A 17,750-nucleotide genomic window follows, 5' to 3' on the forward strand; every position below is an offset into this window, starting at 1 on the left:
AGGTTGATTTCGTAAGGCGACCTGTAATGTCGGAAGTCTGCTCGACGTGCGGGCTCCCTGATGAACTCTGCGTCTGCGAAGACGTGGCCAAGGAGTCTCAGGAGATCACTATCCGCATCGACGAGCGCCGTTACGGGAAGGAGGTAACGATCATCGAAGGGTTCGATCCGAAAGACGTGGACATGGACAGCCTGTCCTCGGACCTCAAATCGAAGTTCGCCTGCGGCGGGACCGTCGAGGACGGCTCCATCGAGCTACAGGGCAACCACACCGGCCGCGTGGAGGACTTCCTCCGCGACAAAGGATTCAACGTCGCCTGACCTCCCCGTAGCGGCTTTTCTGGCTGGCAGTTTCTCGTGCGTCGAGCGACGCGTCGTCACCCGCAACTGACCTACGAACCAGCGGCAGCCGCGTCGGTCCCAGGAACCATCCCGTCGTCCCGCAGTTAGCAGCTGGATAGTATTGCCCCCGTCGGCCGGACCGACCGTATGGCACAGGCTGTCCGACTCCTCTTCGCGGACCCGCGGGTCGAGGTACTCGAACGCGACTCGGACGTGTGGGTCGTCTCCGGCGTCGACCCGGACCGGCTCGCGTCGCTCGTCGCCGACGCGCCGTCGGCCGCGGCCGTCCGCGAGTCTATCGACGACGTCGCCGAGGACGCCGTCGTCGTCCACGTCGCGATGGACGAGGCCGGCCCCGCGGCCGTCGACGCCTATCGGAGCGTCGTCTCCAACCGGAACTGCTACCACTGTCGAGCCGGCGACGGGACGCTCGTTCTCACGGACCAGTACCGCAACGCCGTCTCGCAGGTCCCGGCCGCCGACCGGACCGTCGCCGAGACGGCCGTGGCCGACCACCTCCTGTTTCGCGCGCCGGTCGCGCCGACGACCTACCTCGCCGAGATCCGCGCGCTCGAACACGGTACCTGGGTCCACTGGGACCTCGGCAGCGGCGAGCGGAGACAGGCTCGCGTCGGCACGCTCGCGGGCGACCGCGACGTCGACGCGGACCGGCCGGCGGCACTCGGCGAGACGCTCGAAGCCGTCCTCGAAAAGGGGAGCGACGGGCCGTCCGCCGTCACCAACATGCTCTCGGGCGGCGTCGACTCGACGCTCGCCGGCACGTACCTCGACGACGCCCCCGCGGTCGTGATGGAGCCGGACGCGCCCGAACTCGCGTTCGAGTGCCAGTACGCCAGCGAGGCCGTCGAGTTGCTCGACGCCGACGCCAGGGCCGTCACGCTCCGGGAGGCCGACTACCTCGACCAGCTCGCGACGAGCGTGGAGCGGCTGGGCTTTCCCTCCCACTACAGCGCGACGGCCGTGATGGACGCCGTCTTCGGAACCGACGACGGCCGGCGATACGTCAACGGCGAGGGCGCCGACGCGCTGTTCGGCCTCACCGGCACGAAGGGGTTCCGGGCGGCAGCGCGCTTCGACGACCTGGTCTCCCGGCCGATGACCGGTGCTCTCACCTCGCTGCCCGGGTCGCTCGGTGAGTACGCCGCGACCTTCGCCCTCCAGGCCGAGCGGGCGCGACGCCGCCCCTCTCACCCCGAGTCGTTCGCCCAGCAGTTCGCCTTCTTCACCGACCCGGCGGTGGTCGCCGAGTTCGTCGGCGAGGCGCCGGTGCGAGAGCGCGCCCGACGCCAGTACGAGTACGTCGCCGACCGGGTCGACGGGCTGGCCGACGACCCCTGGGACGCACAGCTCGAACTGGGCCACCTCCTGAGTTTCTTCGCCCACAACACCGTCACCCAGTGGCGACAGCTCGCCTACGCCCACGGCAAGAGCCTGTTCGCGCCGTTCAACACCCGCTCGGTCGCCAGGCTCTCCCAGTCGATTCCCGCCAGCGAGCGCTACGCCGACGGCCACCTCCTGCCCCAGCGGTCGACGACCAAATACGTCCCCAAACGTCTGCTCGACCGTCGGCTCCCGGCATACGATACGGACAAACCCAAGGGCGGCGGGGTCTTCCCCCGCGAACGCTTCTTCGAATCGGGCTGTCTCGAAGACGTCTTCGACCGGTACGAGCCCCCGTCGTACGTCCCGGCGTCGATGTACGAGGGCCACGTCGAATCGTGGGGCCCGCTCACCTGGAACCTCGTCACCTGGGCCGTCTGGCGCGACCACGTCCTCGAAAACGACGACCTGGGCGTGCTCGACGGAACGACCGAGGTGTGGTGTGACGGAGATGTGCAGGTCGACCGCGCGGGCGACTCCGGCGCGGAAATCCGAACAGACGTACAGTCCGGGTGAGCGTATTTAGCCGAGAGCGAGGCTGGGCTGTCGGTCTGCGGCGAGCGTACGCCGCCGAAGGCGGCGTTTCACCGTCAGAGCCAAGCTCTGACGAGCACTCGTTCGCTGCGCTCACGAGTACCACGGAATCGCGGCTTCGCCGCGATTCCGCCTTTTTCTCCGACGTTTTTCAAGGAGCGGTGCCCACAGCGAGCCGAAGGCTCGCGAGGACACCCGACGCAGAAAAAGGTCGTCTTAGAAGAACTTGAACAGGTCGTCGCGCTCCTGTTCGTGGAGGTGATGGCGGACCGCCTCGTACAGGGGGTCGATATTGCCACGCTTGGCGCTGATGGGTGCGATGGTCTCCTGCCACTGCTGCCACGGGGGATAGAGGCCGAGGCGTTCACAGAGGTCGTTCAGGCGCTCGTCCTCGTCGTCGACCTTGTCCATCTTGTTGACGGCGACCACCGTCGGAATATCCAGTTCCCGGAGGAAGTGGAACATCTCGACGTCGTGGGGGACCTCGTCGGGGCCGGAGTGGCGGTCGATGATGTCGATGACGGCCTTGCCGTCGACGACGAGGACGCCGACCAGAATCTCGTCGGCGTAGCGCTCGAGGTACTGGACGACGTCGGTCTTGATCTGCTCGCGGACCTCTTCCGGGACGCCTTTCATGAATCCGAAGCCCGGCAGGTCGGTGATCACGAAGTCCTCGGCGGTCCAGTCGAAGTGGTTGGGCTTCTTCGTGACGCCGGGGCGCTGGCCGGTGTTGAACGTGTGGCCGGTGACCTCCCGCATCAGCGTCGACTTCCCGACGTTCGACCGGCCGACGAAGACGACCTCGCCGTCCCGGTCCGGTCGCGTCTCGAACATACCGGGGAGAGGGGGCCAGCGCCCAAAGCCTCGGTGGTTCGCGCTGCGGTGTGTCGCGCGGCGGCGAATCGAGGAGTTTACAGCGCCCGTTGTTCCCATCGGTGGCTTTAACTCGCTATTCGTGATCGATTCACGTACTCACCGTTTCATGGCGGGTGCGGATTCGCGCCCGCGCGGGAGCACCTACCTATGGACGAAGTCACTATCGGGGTTATCGGCGCGGGCAACCGCGGCGAGACCCACAGCGAGGCGTACGCGGAGGTACCGGGCGCGACGGTGGCGGCCGTCGCCGACGTCGACGAGGACGCGGCCCAGCGGCTGGCCGAGCGATACGACGTTCCCGAGGTCTACGCGGACTTCCGGGCGATGCTCGACGATTCGGGCGTCGACGCGGTCGACGTCTGCGTACACAACAACCTCCATCGGCCGATGGCCGTCGCGGCCTTCGAGGCCGGCAAGCACGTCTTCTGCGAGAAGCCCCTGGCCGGGAGCTACGCCGACGCGAAGGCCATCGCTGACGCCGCCGAGGCCGCGGGCAAGCACCTCGGCGTCCAGAACGAGACGCTGCTCGCGCCGGAGACCCGCGGCGCGAAGACGTTCGTCGACGAGGGGAACCTCGGCGAGATCTCCTACGCGCGGTCGGTGTACTCCCGCCGGCGCGGCCGGCCGTACGTCGACGGCTACGGGACGCCCGCGTTCGTCTCGAAGGAGTCGGCCGGCGGCGGCCCGGTCATCGACATCGGCACCTACGAGATCGGACGGATGCTCTACCTGCTGGACAATCCCGACGTCGAGCGCGTCAACGGCAAGACCTTCGAGTTCTACCGGGACAGCTACGACGAGTCCCTCGTCGGGCCGAACACCGACGTCTACGAGGACCGACTCGAGGACTCCGGCTTCGACGTCGAGGACGCCGGCACCGGCGCGGCCCGGCTGGCAGACGGTACGCGCCTGGAGATCCGCGCCGCCTGGCACATGTACCAGTCCGACGAGCGCGGCGCCGTGGTGGGGTCCACTGGCGGAATCGAACTCGACCCGCTGGAGTTCCACACGACGACGAACGACTACGAGACGACCGCCCGGATCGACGTCGACGAGTACGAGACCCGGCAGGGCCGGCTCGCGAGCGAGCGCGGCTACACCGCCGACCGGCCGACGCAGTTCGACCACTGGATCGAGACCGTCCGCGGCGACGTCGAACCGATCCCGACGGGCGACATCGCGCTGAACTCCATGCTCGTCATGGAGGGGATCTACCTCTCAGACGAACTCGGTCGGGAAGTGAGCGCCGACGAGGTCGTCGACAATTCGGAGTCCCGCTCCGTCGACCTGTAGGCTCGCCGCGCGGTCGAGGACTCGCTATCTTTCCGCCCCTCTGGCCCTATCCCTGCCTTATTTCTCGTTGCCACTCTCACCCATCGGTGTGCGGCTCATTCAGGTCACGATCCCGACCGGCAAGCGGGAGGCCATCCTCGGCGCGCTCGACGACGAGGAGATAGATTACGTCGTCTCCGACGAGACGAGCGGCCGGGACTACACGGCCATCGCGTACGTCCCCCTGCCCCAGAACGCCGTCGAACCCGTCCTCGACCGCCTCCGCGACGAGGGGATCGACGAGGAGGGGTACACGGTCGTCCTGGACGCCAACACGGTCGTCTCGCGACGCTTCCAGGAGCTCCAGGAACGCTACGAGGAGGACGAGAGCGACGACCGGATCGCCCGCGAGGAACTCGTCGTTCGGGCGCGGGCGATGGCACCGCCGCTGTCGGTGTACGTCATCATGACGATCGTCAGCGCGCTCATCGCGACCGCGGGCCTGCTGTTGAACTCGCCGGCCGTCGTCGTCGGGTCGATGGTCATCGCGCCACTGGTCGGCCCCGCGCTGTCGGCCAGCATCGGGACGGTCGTCGACGAGACCGACCTGTTCCGGCGCGGCGTCAAACTCCAGGTCCTCGGGGTCGTCCTCTCTATCCTCAGCGCCGCCGTCTTCGCCTACCTCGTCAGGTCGATCCACCTGATCCCGCCAATCAGCGACGTCACCACGATCCCGCAGGTCCGCGAGCGCATCGCTCCCGACTTCCTCTCGCTGGCCGTCGCCCTCGGCGCCGGCGTCGCCGGTGCTATCAGCCTCTCGACGGGCGTCTCGACGGCACTGGTCGGCGTGATGATCGCGGTGGCGCTCATCCCGCCGGCCGCGACCATCGGCATCGGCATCGCCTGGGTCCAGCCCTATACCGCGCTCGGTGCCAGCGTCCTCACGCTCGTGAACATCCTCTCGATCAACCTCGCGGCGCTGGTCAGCCTCTGGTACATGGGGTATCGCCCTCACCGCTGGTTCCGCGCCGACGAGGCGCGCACGGCGACCCTCAAGCGGATCGGCGTTCTGGCCGTCTCGATACTGGTCCTCTCGGCCTTCCTCGGCGGCGTCACGCTGGACTCCTTCCAGCAGGCCGAGACCACCAACGACATCGAGGACGCGGCCGAGCGAGTGGTCTCGGAGTCCGGCGGTACGTACCTCTCGACCGACGTCGAGTTCGTGAACACCCCAGTGTTCCAGGAACCCGAACGCGTGGTGGTCAGAGTCGGTATCAGACCTGGTCAGGAACCTCTTCGTCTCGCATCTCGACTCGACGCGCTGTTCGACCACATCACCGGTCGGGACGTGACGACGGAGGTCCGTTACGTCACCGTCGAGGGCGGGTGATCAGCCTTTCTCACTATGGCGGATCAGGACCTGGATGGAGAGACCGTGTGGGAGGTCCACCTTGCCGGCCCAGGACTCCTTCTCCAGCGGGTCGCGTGTAGCCTGAACGCGGTGTCGACAGGTGCCTGGCTACTGCTCTTCGTTCTTCCACCGCTACTCGGAGGCGTCTGGATCGCGGTGGGAGACGCACCACCTGTCGGCCAGATAGCGTACGCTGTGCTCTGTCTCTGTCTCTGGCTGGCTCTCGCAACGATCGGCGCGTCGTTTCAGCACGTTCGGTACGAACTGGACGCCTCCGGTGCGGTACTACTCGTGGAACGGGAGGGGTACGACCCGACGATCGATCGTTCGACCTCCGAAGACAGTCCAGCGGTCCCTCTCGGAGCGGTCCAGTCGGTGACCGCTGCTTCGTTTCCCGGTTACCAGGTCCTTCGTATGCGTTACGGTGGAAACGAGGATTCAGGACTGAATACGATTATCGTGCCTACTTCCAGACGGTCAGTCTGGGACGCGCTTCAGCAGCGTCAACAAACTCTTCCATCGCTTCCGTCTGCGCCGACCCGGGACCTGTGGGGGTATGTGCGGTTGACGATCACGGTACTCGTCGCTGGCGTTCTCCCACTGGGGCTTCTGAGCGAAGAGGTACTGCCGGACGTTATTCTCATCTCGGTGTTCGTCGTGGTTGCAGGACTGGTTCAGAATACGCTCGCGACGGTGAGACGTGGAGACGCTCGTGACCTCTCTGCATACGGTGGGTTGTTCGTGGGGGCTCTGAAGACGCTATCAGTCGTCGTCTCTGTGATCCTCTTAGGAGTCTTGGTGAACCGACTGATCTGAATATCGCTTCAGCGCTTTCTTCTCATCCATCGCTGTCGAGGACGTGACTGTTTAGTTCTCTCTGTCGTGTTCCTGCTGGTCGGCGATCCGTTGCAGGCCGTCGGCGATGGCCTCGAACGCGACGAGGAACCGCCAGCCCACATACAGCGTCGCGAAGGCGATGAGCGGCAGCGATCCGAGGAGTATCTGCTGAACGATGACGACCGCGTACGCCAGCCACAGGACGAAGAGCACGCCAGCTACCAGCAGCCAGCTCCGAGGGACCGTCGGTGGGGACCATTCAGACATGATCGGTACGTGGTTTCGACGTGACAATAAGCGCACCGCCGGTTCCACGCCTGGCGCTCGAACCACAGCCGATCCACCGTCCTCCTCGTCGTTTCGGCGGGCCGCTCGCTCCGCTCGCGCCCCGCCCTGCTCCTCACGGCTCACTTCGTTCGCCGTTCGGGTGTAAGATGGTCTTCGCTCCGCTCAGACCATCCTACTCCTCGCGTGTCGCTCCGTTCCCGCTCGTCGTTGAGATGGTCCTCACCGCGTTCGGACCATCCTACTCGTCGAAGGGAAGTTCTATCTCGTACCCGACAGCCTCGATAGCGGCCGCCAGCACGCCGTCGACGTTGTCCTCCTCGGTGACGCTCATGTAGTGGTCGGCCTCGACGTCGGTGGTGAGGTCAGACTTGTTGGCGATGGTGAGGACGGGGACGTCGAAGCGGGCCTCGATGGCGTCGCGGAGTTCAAGCTGGACCTCGAGCGGGTAGCCGCAGTTGCCGCTGGGGTCGAGGAAGACGAGGACGGCGTCGGCGAGGTGCTCGACGGCGCTGACGGCCTGGGACTCGATGTCGTTGCGCTCCTCTTCGGGGCGGTCGAGCAGCCCCGGCGTGTCGACGAGCTGGTAGCGGATGCGGTCGCGTTCGAGGTGCCCGACGCGGATCTGCGTGGTGGTGAAGGGGTAGCTCGCCGTCTCGTTACGGGCGTTGGTGACGTGGTTGACGAAGGAGGACTTGCCAACGTTGGGGTAGCCGGCGACGACGATGGTCGGCTCGTCGGGTTTGATGTCGGGCAGGGTCTTCAGCGTGTCCCGCGCTTCGGAGATGGCCGCCAGGTCGTCCGAGACCTCCTCGACGACGTCGGCGATGCGGGCGAAGGCCTGCTTGCGGAGTTTGCGTGCCGTGTCGGCGTCGCTGCCCATGCGGCCCTGGTACTCGCGGTGGATGTCCTTGGCCTTGCGCGAGGCCCACTGGACCTCCGAGAGGTGTTGCTTGATGGCGTCGATACCGCCCTCGCCGTCGGTCCGGCTGACGATGATGGCGTCGGCGAGTTCGACGTAGAACGGATCGAGCGTCTCGATGTCGGGCCACGACGTGACCACGTTCTGGAGGTTGTCGGAGACGATGTTCGACGCCGTCTGGAGCATCGACTGCTGGCCCTCGATGCCCGTCTTCGCCTTGCCGGCGCGGGCGGCCCGGGAGAAGGCCTTGTCGATGACTTCCTCGGACGTCGGCGTCGTCGGAAGGTCCTCGAATGGATGGCTCATTACAGCGCTGTAGCGTCCCTGCGGGTAAAAGCGCGTCCGTTTGGGCCGCTGGGGCGTTCGAGAGGGCGAGTTCGCTCCACCGACGCCGTGGCGCCGGCGTCGACGCCGGTCGACGACGACGGCGTGCCGTCCTGCCCACAGTTTTCAGGCTGGGGACGATAGCTCCGGGTATGAGCGAGTTCGACGCGAGCGTCCTGTTCCCCGGTGACCGCCTCAAACAGCTGGTCCTCGACGAGGAGATGACCCAGATCCACCGGGGCGACGCCTACGCCGAGGAGGGGGACACCTTCGAGATCGACGGACAGACCTTCGAGATAACGGACGTCACCCAGCGGACGCTGGGCGACCTGACCGAGGCGGACGCCCGCGCACAGGGCGCCGAGGACCTCGACGCCTACCGCGAGCGGCTGAAACGCGCCCACCAGGACTTCGAGTGGGACGACGACAGCGAGACGGTCCGGCACGCCTTCGAGCCTGTCGACGACTGACGTCGACGCGAATCCGAAATCGATGGTCGGAATCGTCGCTGATGGTTCCTCCTCCAGGCGGAACCTCTTTCGCCGACGAGAATCAATACGCTAACATGACGAACTGGCGCGCCGTCCTCTGGGGCTTCGTCGCGGGCATCGTCTTCGGACTGCTGGCCTTCGCCATCCCGGTAATCGGCCACGTCGGCGCCGGCCTGGTCGCGGGCGGCGTCGCCGGGTACCTCGCCGGCGGTGGCCTCGCCAGCGGCGCCTGGCACGGCCTGCTCGCCGGGGCGCTCGACGGCATCGTGCTCGCGCTGCTTGTCTCGCCCGTCGCGGCACTCCTCGGGGGCCTCGGCGGCGGCCCCGTCGGGAGCCTGGTCGGCGGCCTCGGCGTGGTGGTCATCGGCGTCCTCGTCGCCGCCGTCTTCGCTATCGACAGCGCCATCGGCGGCGCTATCGGCGTGCTATTCTCCGACGAGCGACAGACCACGGGGACGACGGTCGAACGCTGAGGCAGGCCCTTCGAGTCGTCCAGGAGCCTATCGCCGTTCCCGCAGCGCCGCCCGCAGGTCCTTCAGATCCATGTCCTTCATCGACAGTAGAACCAACAGGTGGTAGACGATGTCGGCGCCCTCGTGAGCGATCTCCTCGCGGTCGTCGTCCTTCGCGGCCAGGATCAGTTCGGTCGACTCCTCACCCAGCTTTTCGAGGACGGCGTTTTCGCCCTTCTCGTGGGTGAACAGCGAGGCCGTGTAGGAGTCTTCCGGCAGGTCGGCCTTGCGCTGCTCGATGACCTCGAACAGTTCGTCGAGGATCGCGTCGGTCATACTCCCGATGGTGGGCCGGCGGGCCTTGAGCGCATCGCTCCCACCATCGCCGGCACAAAGCCTATTCACCGAGGGCCAGATCCGGCGGTCATGATGGATGGAGAACCGTTCCGACGGACGCTCGCCCACCGGAGCGTCTGGATCTCGGTCGCGATCGTCGTCGTGCTGTGGATCTTCCAGATGGAGAGCCATCCCATCGGGAAGCCACTGAGCCCCGTTTTCTACCTCGTCTTCGCCGGGTTCTTCGAACTGCGACCGACGCCATCCTGGTCGTTCCTCGCGCAGATGGCCGTCTTCTGGCTCTGGTTCGCGGTGTACGTCTACGTCGTGGCGGTGGTCCTCGCGGCCATCTATCGGGGACTCCGCGCCGGCGTCGACGCAGCGAACGAAGCGAGGACGTGAGTTACTGGGACGCCTCGACCGTCTCGAAAAAGGCCAGGTCGTGGATCCGCGGGTCGTCGGTCAGTTCCGGGTGGAAGGAGGTACCGACGATGGGGCCGTCCCGGACCGCGACGGCGCGGTCGTCCCACGTCGCCAGCACCTCGACGTCGTCGCCCACCTCGCTGATGAGCGGCGCGCGGATGAACACCGCCGGGAACGGGTCGTCCAGGCCCCTGACGTCGAGGGGGGCCTCGAAACTATCTTTCTGCCGGCCGAAGGCGTTGCGCTCGACGGTGACGTCCACCAGGTCCAGCGTCTCGACGCGGTCGTCCTGGGCGTCCGTCGAGGCGACGATGAGCCCCGCACACGTCGCGAGGACTGGCTTGCCGGCCTCGACGTGGGCGACGATCTCCTCTGCGATGTCTTCCCGGTGGAGGAGTCGCGAGATGGTCGTCGACTCCCCCCCGGGCATGAGGAGGACGTCGCAGTCGGGGACGATGCCCGCATCGCGGATCTCGCGGATCTCCGCGTCCTCGCCGTGGGCCGCCGCTGCCCGCTTGATGGCGCCCGCGTGTTCGGAGACGTCGCCCTGGACGGCGACGACGCCCGCGGTCAGTGTCATGGTCCGGGTTTGGCTACCGGCGACGAAAAAGGGCACGTTTGGTGACGTGATTGCGTGAGTGATCCGCGTTTCGGCGACGGGACGCTTTCTGGCGCGATGACTTTCCGGTCAGTGTAAATCGAGGAGTGAACGAATTGGCAGAGCCACTGTGACCTCGAAGTCAAACAACTCGAAAGCCCTCGGCGCGCTCGTCGCGGGCTGAGCGGGATATCCTCGCTCCTCCGTCCCTCGGATAGGGCCCGTCTCAGCCCACGCGACCGCACCTCGCCCTTTCAGTCCCCCAGGCTCAGCATCGCTCGCGCGATGAAACGCGCTCACGGGTCGCTTCGCTCCCCGTTCGCTCGTTCGGAGGCCCCTCCCTCCGGTCGGCGCCTCCCTGCGCTCGCGATCGAACCGCCACCCCTCCCCAAATTCGCGCCGTCCGGCGAGCGATACGCGTCCTGACCGCTCGGCAACCGCTCGGCCGGGAGCGAGTGGCCGAGCGAAAGCGAGGCCCTCGCGACCAGGGGAAGGGCAGGGCTGCGGTGCTGTTACCTGGTGGACTGAAAGGGCGAGGCGGGCTCCGGGAACCCGGGCGCAGCAAGCACCTACTGGAGCGCAGCAAGCCCCGGGACCGGAGCACGCCGAGGGCTTTCTGGGTGTTGTCGTTCTTGTTTCTTCCACGCTCAATTCTACAGAACCACCTGCTCAGTACACACACAGACCGACCAGCGAAGGGAGAACCAAGCGGCAGTACACCATCCCATCACACAGAGATACCAACCATTAGGTAGACTGGTGCGAAAGACCGGCCAATGGCACGGGACGAGCGGGACCCGGTGGCGGCCCGCAGCGCGGACTCCGAGGACCTCTACGGCGTCGCCGACTGGGAGGTCCGGACGGCGTTCGACCGGCTGGTCTACTGGCTCTACTACGGCTTCTACCTGACCGTCAGGGTGGGCGTCGTCCTCGCGGCGGTCGCCATCCTCGCCGCGCAGTTCGTCCTCGGCGGCCTCGGCGCGGTGTCGAACCCAGTGCTGGGCGCCCTCACGATCCTCTCCGCGGTCCCGGCACTGGCGCTGGCGGTCTACGTCTGGCACGCCGACGTCACGACGCAGGAACCACTCCACCTGCTGGTCGTGACGTTCGTCCTGGGCGTGCTGTTCGCCAGCTTCGCGGGCGTGCTGAACGGTGAGATCGGCGATCCAGTCCGGAACCTCGCCTCGCTAGGTGGCGCCGTCCCCCTGCTCGGCTCGGTCGTCTTCTTCTACGTCGTCGTGGGTCCGGTCGAGGAGACGGTCAAGCTACTGGCGGTCCGGCTGTTCGCCTTCCGGAGCGACCGGTTCGACGCGGTCGTCGACGGCGCGGTGTACGGCGCCGTCGCGGGGCTGGGCTTCGCCACCATCGAGAATGCGCTGTACATCACGCAGGACGCCGACGCGGGTCTCCAGGCGGCCAGAGCGGTCACGGAGGCCGGCGGCGTCGCCGTCGTCCGGGGGCTCGCGGGCCCGGGCCACGTCATCTACTCCGCGTTCGCGGGCTACTACCTCGGCCTGGCGAAGTTCAACCGCGAGCACGCCGGCCCCATCGTCCTGAAGGGGCTCGTCATCGCGGCGTTCGTCCACGCGACGTACAACACGCTGGTCGGCATCGTCCCCGACGTCGTCACCACACTGACCGGCGTCAGCCCGCTGGTTGCCTTCTTCGGGTTCGTCGTCGTCTACGACAGCGTCTTCGGCCTGCTGTTGATCCGGAAGATTAGGGCCTACGCGCGGGCTTACCGGGCGGCGAACCCGGCGCCGGCGACCTACGAGTCCGAGCGCACCGAATTCGAGTCCTGACGTCGCGAGCCCTGGACCTACGAGTCCGTGACCATCCGCTCGACGTACTTCGCGACGACGTCGACCTCCAGGTGGACCGGGTCGCCGGGGGCCTTCTCGGAGAGCGTCGTCAGGTCGTAGGTCGAGGGGATGATGGCCACCGAGAACGTCGACTCGTCCCGGTCGGCGACGGTCAGGCTGATCCCGTCGACGGTGATGGAGCCTTTCTCGACGAGGTACTGGGAGAGGTCGTCGGGCAGCGAGAACGTGAACGTCCAGTCTTCCCCGACGGACTCCACGGCGACCACCTCGGCGGTCGCGTCCACGTGGCCCTGGACGACGTGGCCGTCGAAGCGCCCGTCGGCCGGCATCGCCCGTTCGAGGTTGACGATATCGCCTTCGGCCAGCTCGTCGAAGAACGTCCGATCGACGGTCTCCGCGGCGAGGAAGACCGAGAACCACTCGCCCGGTTCGAACTCCTCGACGGTGAGACAGGCGCCGCTGACGCTGATCGACTGGCCGTGGGTCAGGTCCTCGAACCCGGTCGAAATCCGGACGCGTCGCCCGCCCGCGTCGTCCTCGACGGCGAGCACCTCCCCGGTGGCCTCGACGATGCCGGTGAACATGCCCGAGCGTTGGCCGAGCCGTCACAAGAGGGTTATGGATGTCAATTCTGGAACGCCCGACGCCGCACCGCTTTTGCCGGCGTGGGTTCTATCCCGCCCAATGGCTGGTGGCATCCTCGACACGATCGGACTCGCCGGCACCGTGCTGTTCGCCGCGCCGGTCGCGCTGTACGGCGCCGACCTGCTGCTGGGGGGCGACGGCACCCAGGGGCTGATCTTTCTCGGCATCGCGGCGCTGATGGTCGTCGTTCCGCGCTACCTCCGCACGCCGAAGGACGTCGCCACTGACGCGGTGTCGGGCACGGCGGGACGTCTCGTCGAGACCGAGGACGAGGACGGGGACTAGGCGCGGAAAATCGCGGCCGTCTCAGGGCGCCGGGAGCGGCTCCTGGGCCTCGATGAGCAGGTCGTCCGGTGACTCGTCGATGGGTTCGTTCTCCAGCAGGACGTCGATGGGGAGTGTCGGCGCGCCGTCGACGAGGTTCTCCATCAGGACGAGGCGCTCGCGGGCGCGGCTCATCCCGACGTAGAAGACGCGGCGTTCGTTGTCGGTCAGCGTCGGGACGGGGTCGGTGTGCTTGGTGAACTCCTCGTCGCCGGGGACCTCCTGACCGGTCTGTTCGACGGTGGCGGCCATCTGCTCGACGACCTTCTCGGTGAGATCGGTGCCGACGAAGACGTGGTCGGCCTCACGGCCCTTGGCGGAGTGGATGGTGCCCAGGCGGACCTGGTCGGTCGCCATCCCCTCGTAGTCGCCGCGGAAGTACGCCTCGACGGAGCGCTCCTGGAAGTTCGTCACCTTCCGGAGCATGTCGGCCGCGGAGGCGGTGTTGGGGGCGAAGGGGGCGTGCTCGCGGATCACGTCGGGGGCGACCTCGATCTTCGCCAGGTCCTCCTCGGCGTGATTCTCGGCGATCTCGTCGAGTTCGTCGAAGAGGTCGTCGCGCTCGCCGGTGCCGAACGCGGAGTCGGCGAGCATGTCCGCCAGGCGCCGGCCCTGCAGCGCCGTGAGGTGGTCGTCCGCTTCCAGTGCCTCGATGGCGCGGACGTACTCGGTGAGCCGATCGGTCCACATCCGCTGGTCGGTGAGGCAGGTGAAGGGGATCCCCTGGCCGATGAACTCGTCGATGAACTGGAACATCTGGTAGCGCGCGCGGAACAGCACCATGACGGTGCCCTCGTCGTCGTCGACGGTGCGACAGACCTCGCGAACGAGGTCGAGCATCGACGGGCCGAGCATCGGGAGGACCTCGCCGCCCTCCTTGCGCGGGTCCAGGTCCTTCTCCTGGCGCTTCTCGATGTGGCGCACTTCCCTGTTCACGACGTTGAGGATGGAGGAGGGCAGGCGGTAGGAGTTGGGGAGGATCTCGTCGACGTCGACGTCCTCCTCGAGGAGCAGGTCCGGGTCGGCCCCCTGCCAGGCGTAGACGACCTGGTCGTCGTCGCCGGCGATGAGGATCTTCTTCATGTGGGGTTTCCACTCCTGGTAGACCTCGTACTGCAGCGTCGTGATGTCCTGGAACTCGTCGATGATGAGGTAGTCGACGCTGGGGAGCAGCGAGCGCTGCCTGACCCGTTCGAGCATGTCGGCGAACCCGGTCAGGTCGTTCGTGCCCTTGTAGTTGCGCCAGCCGCGGATGGCCTCGGGGACGTCGATGCGGTCGTCGTCGCTGGGCCACGTCGGTGTGTACTTGTTCCCCGTCTGGGCGTTGTCGTCGATATCCGGCGGGAGGCGGACCTCCTCGTCGTTCCACTGGAAGGGGACGTCGTACCAGTCGGCGACGTCGCGGTTGGTCCGCTGGAGCCACTGGCTCGTGGCGATGATCTTGTTCCCGATGGTGGTCGACCGCGCGGAGCGCCGTCGCGAGCCCTCGTACTCGTCCTCGTAGTCGATGCCGAACTCCTCGCAGAAGTCTTCCTTGTCCGATTCACCGACGACGTCGCCCCGCGAGAGGTTCAGGAGTTCGTAGGCCTTCGCGTGCATCGTGGAGACGTTCCCCTTCAGCGAGCGTGGCGAGATCTCGAGGCGCTCGGCGAGGCGTTCACGAATCTCGGCTGCGGCCGCACGCGTGTACGAGACGACGAGGACGTCCCGGACGTCGACGCCCTCCTCGGTCAACAGTTCTTCGACGCGGTCGAGGAGGGCCGTCGTCTTCCCGCTCCCCGGTCCACCGAACAGGCGAACCACTTCGGGGCTCGTGTCAGTCATTGCGGACATAAACGGGGCGCTCTCCCATAAACGACGTGCTTTGCAAAAGTTGTTGACGCCGTCGGTCGTCATCCGTTCCGGATTTCGGCACCACCGGACTGGCGACGTCCGGTTCGACCGTCCGACCGACGGTGTTGGGGCGATGCTACGGATGCCGCGGGGACCGAGCTTCGCGGACGTCCGCCCCGTCGCGAATCATGTCTTCACAGCGGGGACACACGCGCGGTTCGTCGACCTCTTGCGGCGTAAACACACGGACGTAGTCCTTCGTGACGAAGGATTCACAGTTTTGGCAATGGGGCATTCCCTCTCCCCGCGTGCACCCAACACCCCCTGGGTAATAAAATGTTTCCCAGAACTACACTCTTGTTCGGTGACTGGTCCTCAGAGTGGTGGTTGTAACGTTGTACCGGCGTCCGACCGAGCGAAGCGAGGTCGGGCTCAGCAGTCGAGCGCAGCGAGTCTGCTGGCGTCCGGCCGAACTGCGTGAGGCCGGGCTCGAGAGGCGAACGGAGTGGGTCTATCGGCGTCCACGCGGACGAAGCGAGCGTGCGGCTCGAGAGACGAACGGAGTGGGTCTATCGGCGTTCGACGGCACCGGCTGCGTCGAACGTCGGTGAGGTTACAACCACCACTATCACCGGTACAGCGAGACGTACAGCATACTGAAGCCGATGATGAACGGGATGGTCTCGGAGAACTGGAAGAGGACGCGCACGATCTCCGTGGCCTCGCCCGCGCTCAACTGGGTGATGACGCTCGAGACGGCCACGCCCATGCTGATGAACGCGAACCCGAGGAAGGCGTACTGGAGCCGCTCGGAGGGGCGCTTCCGGTAGGCCTGGAAGCTGATCAGCGTAATCCCGAGTGTGAGCCCGAACACAACCATCCGTAACAGGACGAGGATCCCCCGTGCCAGCTCGACGCCATCCACCATGTCGTTACGTGGTGAGTGATGTGAGTACCGTCTTAAGCCCACCGACTACTCGCGGATCGATTTACTCCCGGCGCGCGTTCAAGATAGGCGCGCGGCGCTGAATGGAGGGTCGACTCGACGGCCGTCCGCTGGTCGCCGTTCGGTATCAAGATGGTTCCTCCCGTTGGTCGGAACCATCCTGGCTCACGGCTCACTGCGTTCACCGTTCGCAACAAGCTGGCCCCTCCCTGCGGTCGGCGCCAGCCTATCTCACGGGTCGCTCCGCTCTCACGGGTCGTTCCTCCCCGTTCGAGCAACGGCGGCGCGTAGCGCCGCGCGCTCCCCGTTCGGTATCAAGATGGTTCCTCCCGTTGGTCGGAACCATCCTGGCTCACGGCTCACTGCGTTCACCGTTCGCCTGTAAGCTGGCCCCTCGTTGCACTCGGCGCCAGCCTCACTCCGGATTCAGTTCGTCCCAGAGCTGGCTGAACCGGTCGGGTAGATTCTCCTCGCGGTAGATCCGGACGCGGTACTCGTCGTCTTCGAGCGAGATGACGGTCGACTCGAAGTTCGACTCGTAGACCTTGTAGTGGTTACCGTCGTCGGCCACCAGCGTCCGGTCGGTGACGAGTTCGTACTCGTCGAGCATCTCGATGCGGCGGTACACCGTGGGGAGGGACAGGTCACACTCCTCGGCCAGTTCCTTGGCGGACTTGGGCTCGCGGCTGATCGTCGCGAGCACGCGTCGGGCGTGCTGGTCGCCGATGGTGTCGAGGATTTCCTCGATGCTCTTCTCGTCGTCCACTACTGGCCACTTTTTCTCTCATCACATAAGCGTTTTCGAGCGGGGTTGTTTCACGGCGAGAAAACACTGCTGGGGCCTTATGGGGATACCCTCTATAGGAATACTCGCGGATCGAATCCAAGTGAGTACACATGTCCGGGGATAACCTACGTCGCGTGGCTGCGGGAGATACAGCGGGACAGAGTCCCGACGAGCGCTTGACCCCCCTCGTCAGTGGACACGTCCCCGATCGTACGTCGACCCCAGCCGACCGCGGCGGAGAGTGGGACGAACTGCTCTCCTCGGCCGGCGAGGCCGCGGCCGACGGCGGCGTCGCCGTCGACAACGGCCTCGTCACGGAAAGCCTGGACGAGATCCTTCTCGCGATGATAGCGTCGTCGAGCACCGAAACCCACGGTACAGGACTGATGGAGGAGCTGGAACGTCAGTTCGACGTCCAGTTGAGTCCGGGAACTGTCTACCCACGGCTGCACGAACTCGAAGACGACGGCACCCTCGCCGTCCACGAGCTCGTGCAGACCAAGCAGTACTCGGTCAGCGACCGCTCCGCTGCGAAGTCGCGGATCGAGCGCGCGGTGCAACAGCACCTCGCGATGGGTATGTTCCTGCAAACCGCGCTCGACGCGATGTGACCTCACACACTGACCAACCCCCCTAGACGCTATCTCCCCCTTTCGACCCCCCTTATCGAAAGACCCCCCTTTCGACCCCCCTTATCGAAAGACCCCCCTTTCGACCCCCCTTATCGAAAGACCCCCCTTTCGACCCTATCTTTTCGACTGGCACGGAGTGGCTACTCGACGGTAACTGCCAGCGGCGACGCTGCGCCTCGTTCCGGAGCCGATCACGCGGTCGCGTCGCTATCGACGCGGTATCGAGAAAAGTGACGACGGGCGTCGTTCAGTTGCCT

At 66.2% G+C, this 17,750-nt stretch carries 21 protein-coding genes; 11 read left to right on the forward strand and 10 right to left on the reverse strand.

The features are described 5' to 3' along the window. Positions 1–26 precede the first annotated feature (26 nt). Both yciH and BM337_RS20250 read left to right on the forward strand, forming a co-directional pair. On the forward strand, positions 27–320 hold the full coding sequence (yciH, locus tag BM337_RS20245) for a stress response translation initiation inhibitor YciH (protein ID WP_089819433.1): 294 nt from the start codon (positions 27–29) through the stop codon (positions 318–320). A gap of 168 nt (positions 321–488) precedes the next feature. Continuing rightward, entirely contained in the window at positions 489–2,258 is a 1,770-nt protein-coding gene (locus BM337_RS20250) for an asparagine synthase-related protein (RefSeq protein WP_089819435.1), read from the forward strand. 234 nt (positions 2,259–2,492) lie between these two features. On the opposite strand, the gene engB is transcribed toward BM337_RS20250, so the two are convergent. Then, positions 2,493–3,110: a GTP-binding protein EngB gene (gene engB, locus BM337_RS20255; protein ID WP_089819437.1), complete on the reverse strand. Its 618-nt coding sequence runs from the start codon at positions 3,108–3,110 to the stop codon at positions 2,493–2,495. A 189-nt stretch (positions 3,111–3,299) separates the two neighbouring features. Between engB and BM337_RS20260 the strand changes: the two genes are divergently transcribed. The 3 genes from BM337_RS20260 to BM337_RS20270 all read left to right on the forward strand — a co-directional run bounded on the left by BM337_RS20260 (position 3,300) and on the right by BM337_RS20270 (position 6,651). Then, positions 3,300–4,445, forward strand: a complete 1,146-nt coding sequence (locus BM337_RS20260; protein WP_089819439.1) for a Gfo/Idh/MocA family protein — start codon at positions 3,300–3,302, stop codon at positions 4,443–4,445. A gap of 88 nt (positions 4,446–4,533) precedes the next feature. After that, on the forward strand, positions 4,534–5,814 hold the full coding sequence (locus BM337_RS20265; protein ID WP_089819441.1) for a TIGR00341 family protein: 1,281 nt from the start codon (positions 4,534–4,536) through the stop codon (positions 5,812–5,814). A 15-nt stretch (positions 5,815–5,829) separates the two neighbouring features. Further along, on the forward strand, positions 5,830–6,651 hold the full coding sequence (locus BM337_RS20270; RefSeq protein WP_089819443.1) for a hypothetical protein: 822 nt from the start codon (positions 5,830–5,832) through the stop codon (positions 6,649–6,651). A 51-nt stretch (positions 6,652–6,702) separates the two neighbouring features. On the opposite strand, the gene BM337_RS20275 is transcribed toward BM337_RS20270, so the two are convergent. Then, positions 6,703–6,939 carry a DUF8066 domain-containing protein gene (locus BM337_RS20275; protein WP_143117774.1) on the reverse strand — a complete coding sequence of 79 codons (237 nt, stop codon included), beginning with the start codon at positions 6,937–6,939 and terminating at the stop codon, positions 6,703–6,705. Positions 6,940–7,198: 259 nt separating this feature from the next. After that, a complete protein-coding gene (locus BM337_RS20280; RefSeq protein ID WP_089819446.1) occupies positions 7,199–8,185 on the reverse strand; it encodes an NOG1 family protein in 987 nt (328 codons plus the stop codon). A 170-nt stretch (positions 8,186–8,355) separates the two neighbouring features. Between BM337_RS20280 and BM337_RS20285 the strand changes: the two genes are divergently transcribed. After that, on the forward strand, positions 8,356–8,673 hold the full coding sequence (locus tag BM337_RS20285) for an ASCH domain-containing protein (RefSeq protein WP_089819447.1): 318 nt from the start codon (positions 8,356–8,358) through the stop codon (positions 8,671–8,673). 95 nt (positions 8,674–8,768) lie between these two features. Beyond that, a complete protein-coding gene (locus BM337_RS20290; RefSeq protein WP_089819448.1) occupies positions 8,769–9,167 on the forward strand; it encodes a DUF5518 domain-containing protein in 399 nt (132 codons plus the stop codon). 27 nt (positions 9,168–9,194) lie between these two features. Here the strand turns inward: BM337_RS20290 and hisE are convergent, their stop codons facing one another. Beyond that, positions 9,195–9,482, reverse strand: a complete 288-nt coding sequence (gene hisE / locus BM337_RS20295) for a phosphoribosyl-ATP diphosphatase (RefSeq protein ID WP_089819450.1) — start codon at positions 9,480–9,482, stop codon at positions 9,195–9,197. A 90-nt stretch (positions 9,483–9,572) separates the two neighbouring features. On the opposite strand from hisE, the gene BM337_RS20300 reads away from it, so the two are divergent. Then, positions 9,573–9,884, forward strand: coding sequence for a hypothetical protein (locus BM337_RS20300; RefSeq protein ID WP_089819452.1), 312 nt, complete (start codon positions 9,573–9,575; stop codon positions 9,882–9,884). A 1-nt stretch (position 9,885) separates the two neighbouring features. Here BM337_RS20300 and pdxT read toward each other — a convergent pair whose 3' ends face one another. Next, positions 9,886–10,485, reverse strand: a complete 600-nt coding sequence (gene pdxT / locus BM337_RS20305) for a pyridoxal 5'-phosphate synthase glutaminase subunit PdxT (protein ID WP_089819454.1) — start codon at positions 10,483–10,485, stop codon at positions 9,886–9,888. A gap of 794 nt (positions 10,486–11,279) precedes the next feature. On the opposite strand from pdxT, the gene BM337_RS20310 reads away from it, so the two are divergent. After that, positions 11,280–12,305, forward strand: coding sequence for a PrsW family intramembrane metalloprotease (locus BM337_RS20310; protein WP_089819456.1), 1,026 nt, complete (start codon positions 11,280–11,282; stop codon positions 12,303–12,305). Between the two features lie 17 nt (positions 12,306–12,322). Here the strand turns inward: BM337_RS20310 and BM337_RS20315 are convergent, their stop codons facing one another. Further along, positions 12,323–12,910, reverse strand: coding sequence for a riboflavin synthase (locus BM337_RS20315; RefSeq protein ID WP_089819458.1), 588 nt, complete (start codon positions 12,908–12,910; stop codon positions 12,323–12,325). Between the two features lie 100 nt (positions 12,911–13,010). Here BM337_RS20315 and BM337_RS20320 point away from each other — a divergent pair, with 100 nt between their 5' ends. After that, complete coding sequence (locus tag BM337_RS20320) at positions 13,011–13,256, forward strand: DUF7533 family protein (protein WP_177227772.1); 246 nt, start codon at positions 13,011–13,013, stop codon at positions 13,254–13,256. 21 nt (positions 13,257–13,277) lie between these two features. Here the strand turns inward: BM337_RS20320 and BM337_RS20325 are convergent, their stop codons facing one another. The 4 genes from BM337_RS20325 to BM337_RS20335 all read right to left on the reverse strand — a co-directional run bounded on the left by BM337_RS20325 (position 13,278) and on the right by BM337_RS20335 (position 16,840). Then, complete coding sequence (locus BM337_RS20325) at positions 13,278–15,119, reverse strand: UvrD-helicase domain-containing protein (RefSeq protein WP_089819460.1); 1,842 nt, start codon at positions 15,117–15,119, stop codon at positions 13,278–13,280. 145 nt (positions 15,120–15,264) lie between these two features. Next, positions 15,265–15,423: a DUF7563 family protein gene (locus BM337_RS21985; RefSeq protein ID WP_449271698.1), complete on the reverse strand. Its 159-nt coding sequence runs from the start codon at positions 15,421–15,423 to the stop codon at positions 15,265–15,267. Positions 15,424–15,756: 333 nt separating this feature from the next. Further along, positions 15,757–16,056 carry a DUF7521 family protein gene (locus tag BM337_RS20330; RefSeq protein WP_089819462.1) on the reverse strand — a complete coding sequence of 100 codons (300 nt, stop codon included), beginning with the start codon at positions 16,054–16,056 and terminating at the stop codon, positions 15,757–15,759. A 433-nt stretch (positions 16,057–16,489) separates the two neighbouring features. Beyond that, on the reverse strand, positions 16,490–16,840 hold the full coding sequence (locus BM337_RS20335; RefSeq protein WP_089819464.1) for an ArsR/SmtB family transcription factor: 351 nt from the start codon (positions 16,838–16,840) through the stop codon (positions 16,490–16,492). Between the two features lie 197 nt (positions 16,841–17,037). On the opposite strand from BM337_RS20335, the gene BM337_RS20340 reads away from it, so the two are divergent. Further along, positions 17,038–17,472, forward strand: coding sequence for a PadR family transcriptional regulator (locus BM337_RS20340; RefSeq protein WP_245778718.1), 435 nt, complete (start codon positions 17,038–17,040; stop codon positions 17,470–17,472). The last annotated feature ends 278 nt before the right edge of the window (positions 17,473–17,750 follow it).

The organism is Halomicrobium zhouii, from assembly GCF_900114435.1.
GTDB lineage: Archaea > Halobacteriota > Halobacteria > Halobacteriales > Haloarculaceae > Halomicrobium > Halomicrobium zhouii.

Coding starts and splice junctions, on each gene's coding strand:
- yciH (WP_089819433.1), top strand. CDS start 27: ATGTCGGAAGTCTGCTCGACGTGCGGGCTCCCTGATGAACTCTGCGTC.
- BM337_RS20250 (WP_089819435.1), top strand. CDS start 489: ATGGCACAGGCTGTCCGACTCCTCTTCGCGGACCCGCGGGTCGAGGTA.
- engB (WP_089819437.1), bottom strand. CDS start 3,110: ATGTTCGAGACGCGACCGGACCGGGACGGCGAGGTCGTCTTCGTCGGC.
- BM337_RS20260 (WP_089819439.1), top strand. CDS start 3,300: ATGGACGAAGTCACTATCGGGGTTATCGGCGCGGGCAACCGCGGCGAG.
- BM337_RS20270 (WP_089819443.1), top strand. CDS start 5,830: ATGGCGGATCAGGACCTGGATGGAGAGACCGTGTGGGAGGTCCACCTT.
- BM337_RS20275 (WP_143117774.1), bottom strand. CDS start 6,939: ATGTCTGAATGGTCCCCACCGACGGTCCCTCGGAGCTGGCTGCTGGTA.
- BM337_RS20280 (WP_089819446.1), bottom strand. CDS start 8,185: ATGAGCCATCCATTCGAGGACCTTCCGACGACGCCGACGTCCGAGGAA.
- BM337_RS20285 (WP_089819447.1), top strand. CDS start 8,356: ATGAGCGAGTTCGACGCGAGCGTCCTGTTCCCCGGTGACCGCCTCAAA.
- BM337_RS20290 (WP_089819448.1), top strand. CDS start 8,769: ATGACGAACTGGCGCGCCGTCCTCTGGGGCTTCGTCGCGGGCATCGTC.
- hisE (WP_089819450.1), bottom strand. CDS start 9,482: ATGACCGACGCGATCCTCGACGAACTGTTCGAGGTCATCGAGCAGCGC.
- BM337_RS20300 (WP_089819452.1), top strand. CDS start 9,573: ATGATGGATGGAGAACCGTTCCGACGGACGCTCGCCCACCGGAGCGTC.
- pdxT (WP_089819454.1), bottom strand. CDS start 10,485: ATGACACTGACCGCGGGCGTCGTCGCCGTCCAGGGCGACGTCTCCGAA.
- BM337_RS20310 (WP_089819456.1), top strand. CDS start 11,280: ATGGCACGGGACGAGCGGGACCCGGTGGCGGCCCGCAGCGCGGACTCC.
- BM337_RS20315 (WP_089819458.1), bottom strand. CDS start 12,910: ATGTTCACCGGCATCGTCGAGGCCACCGGGGAGGTGCTCGCCGTCGAG.
- BM337_RS20320 (WP_177227772.1), top strand. CDS start 13,011: ATGGCTGGTGGCATCCTCGACACGATCGGACTCGCCGGCACCGTGCTG.
- BM337_RS20325 (WP_089819460.1), bottom strand. CDS start 15,119: ATGACTGACACGAGCCCCGAAGTGGTTCGCCTGTTCGGTGGACCGGGG.
- BM337_RS21985 (WP_449271698.1), bottom strand. CDS start 15,423: ATGCCCCATTGCCAAAACTGTGAATCCTTCGTCACGAAGGACTACGTC.
- BM337_RS20330 (WP_089819462.1), bottom strand. CDS start 16,056: ATGGTGGATGGCGTCGAGCTGGCACGGGGGATCCTCGTCCTGTTACGG.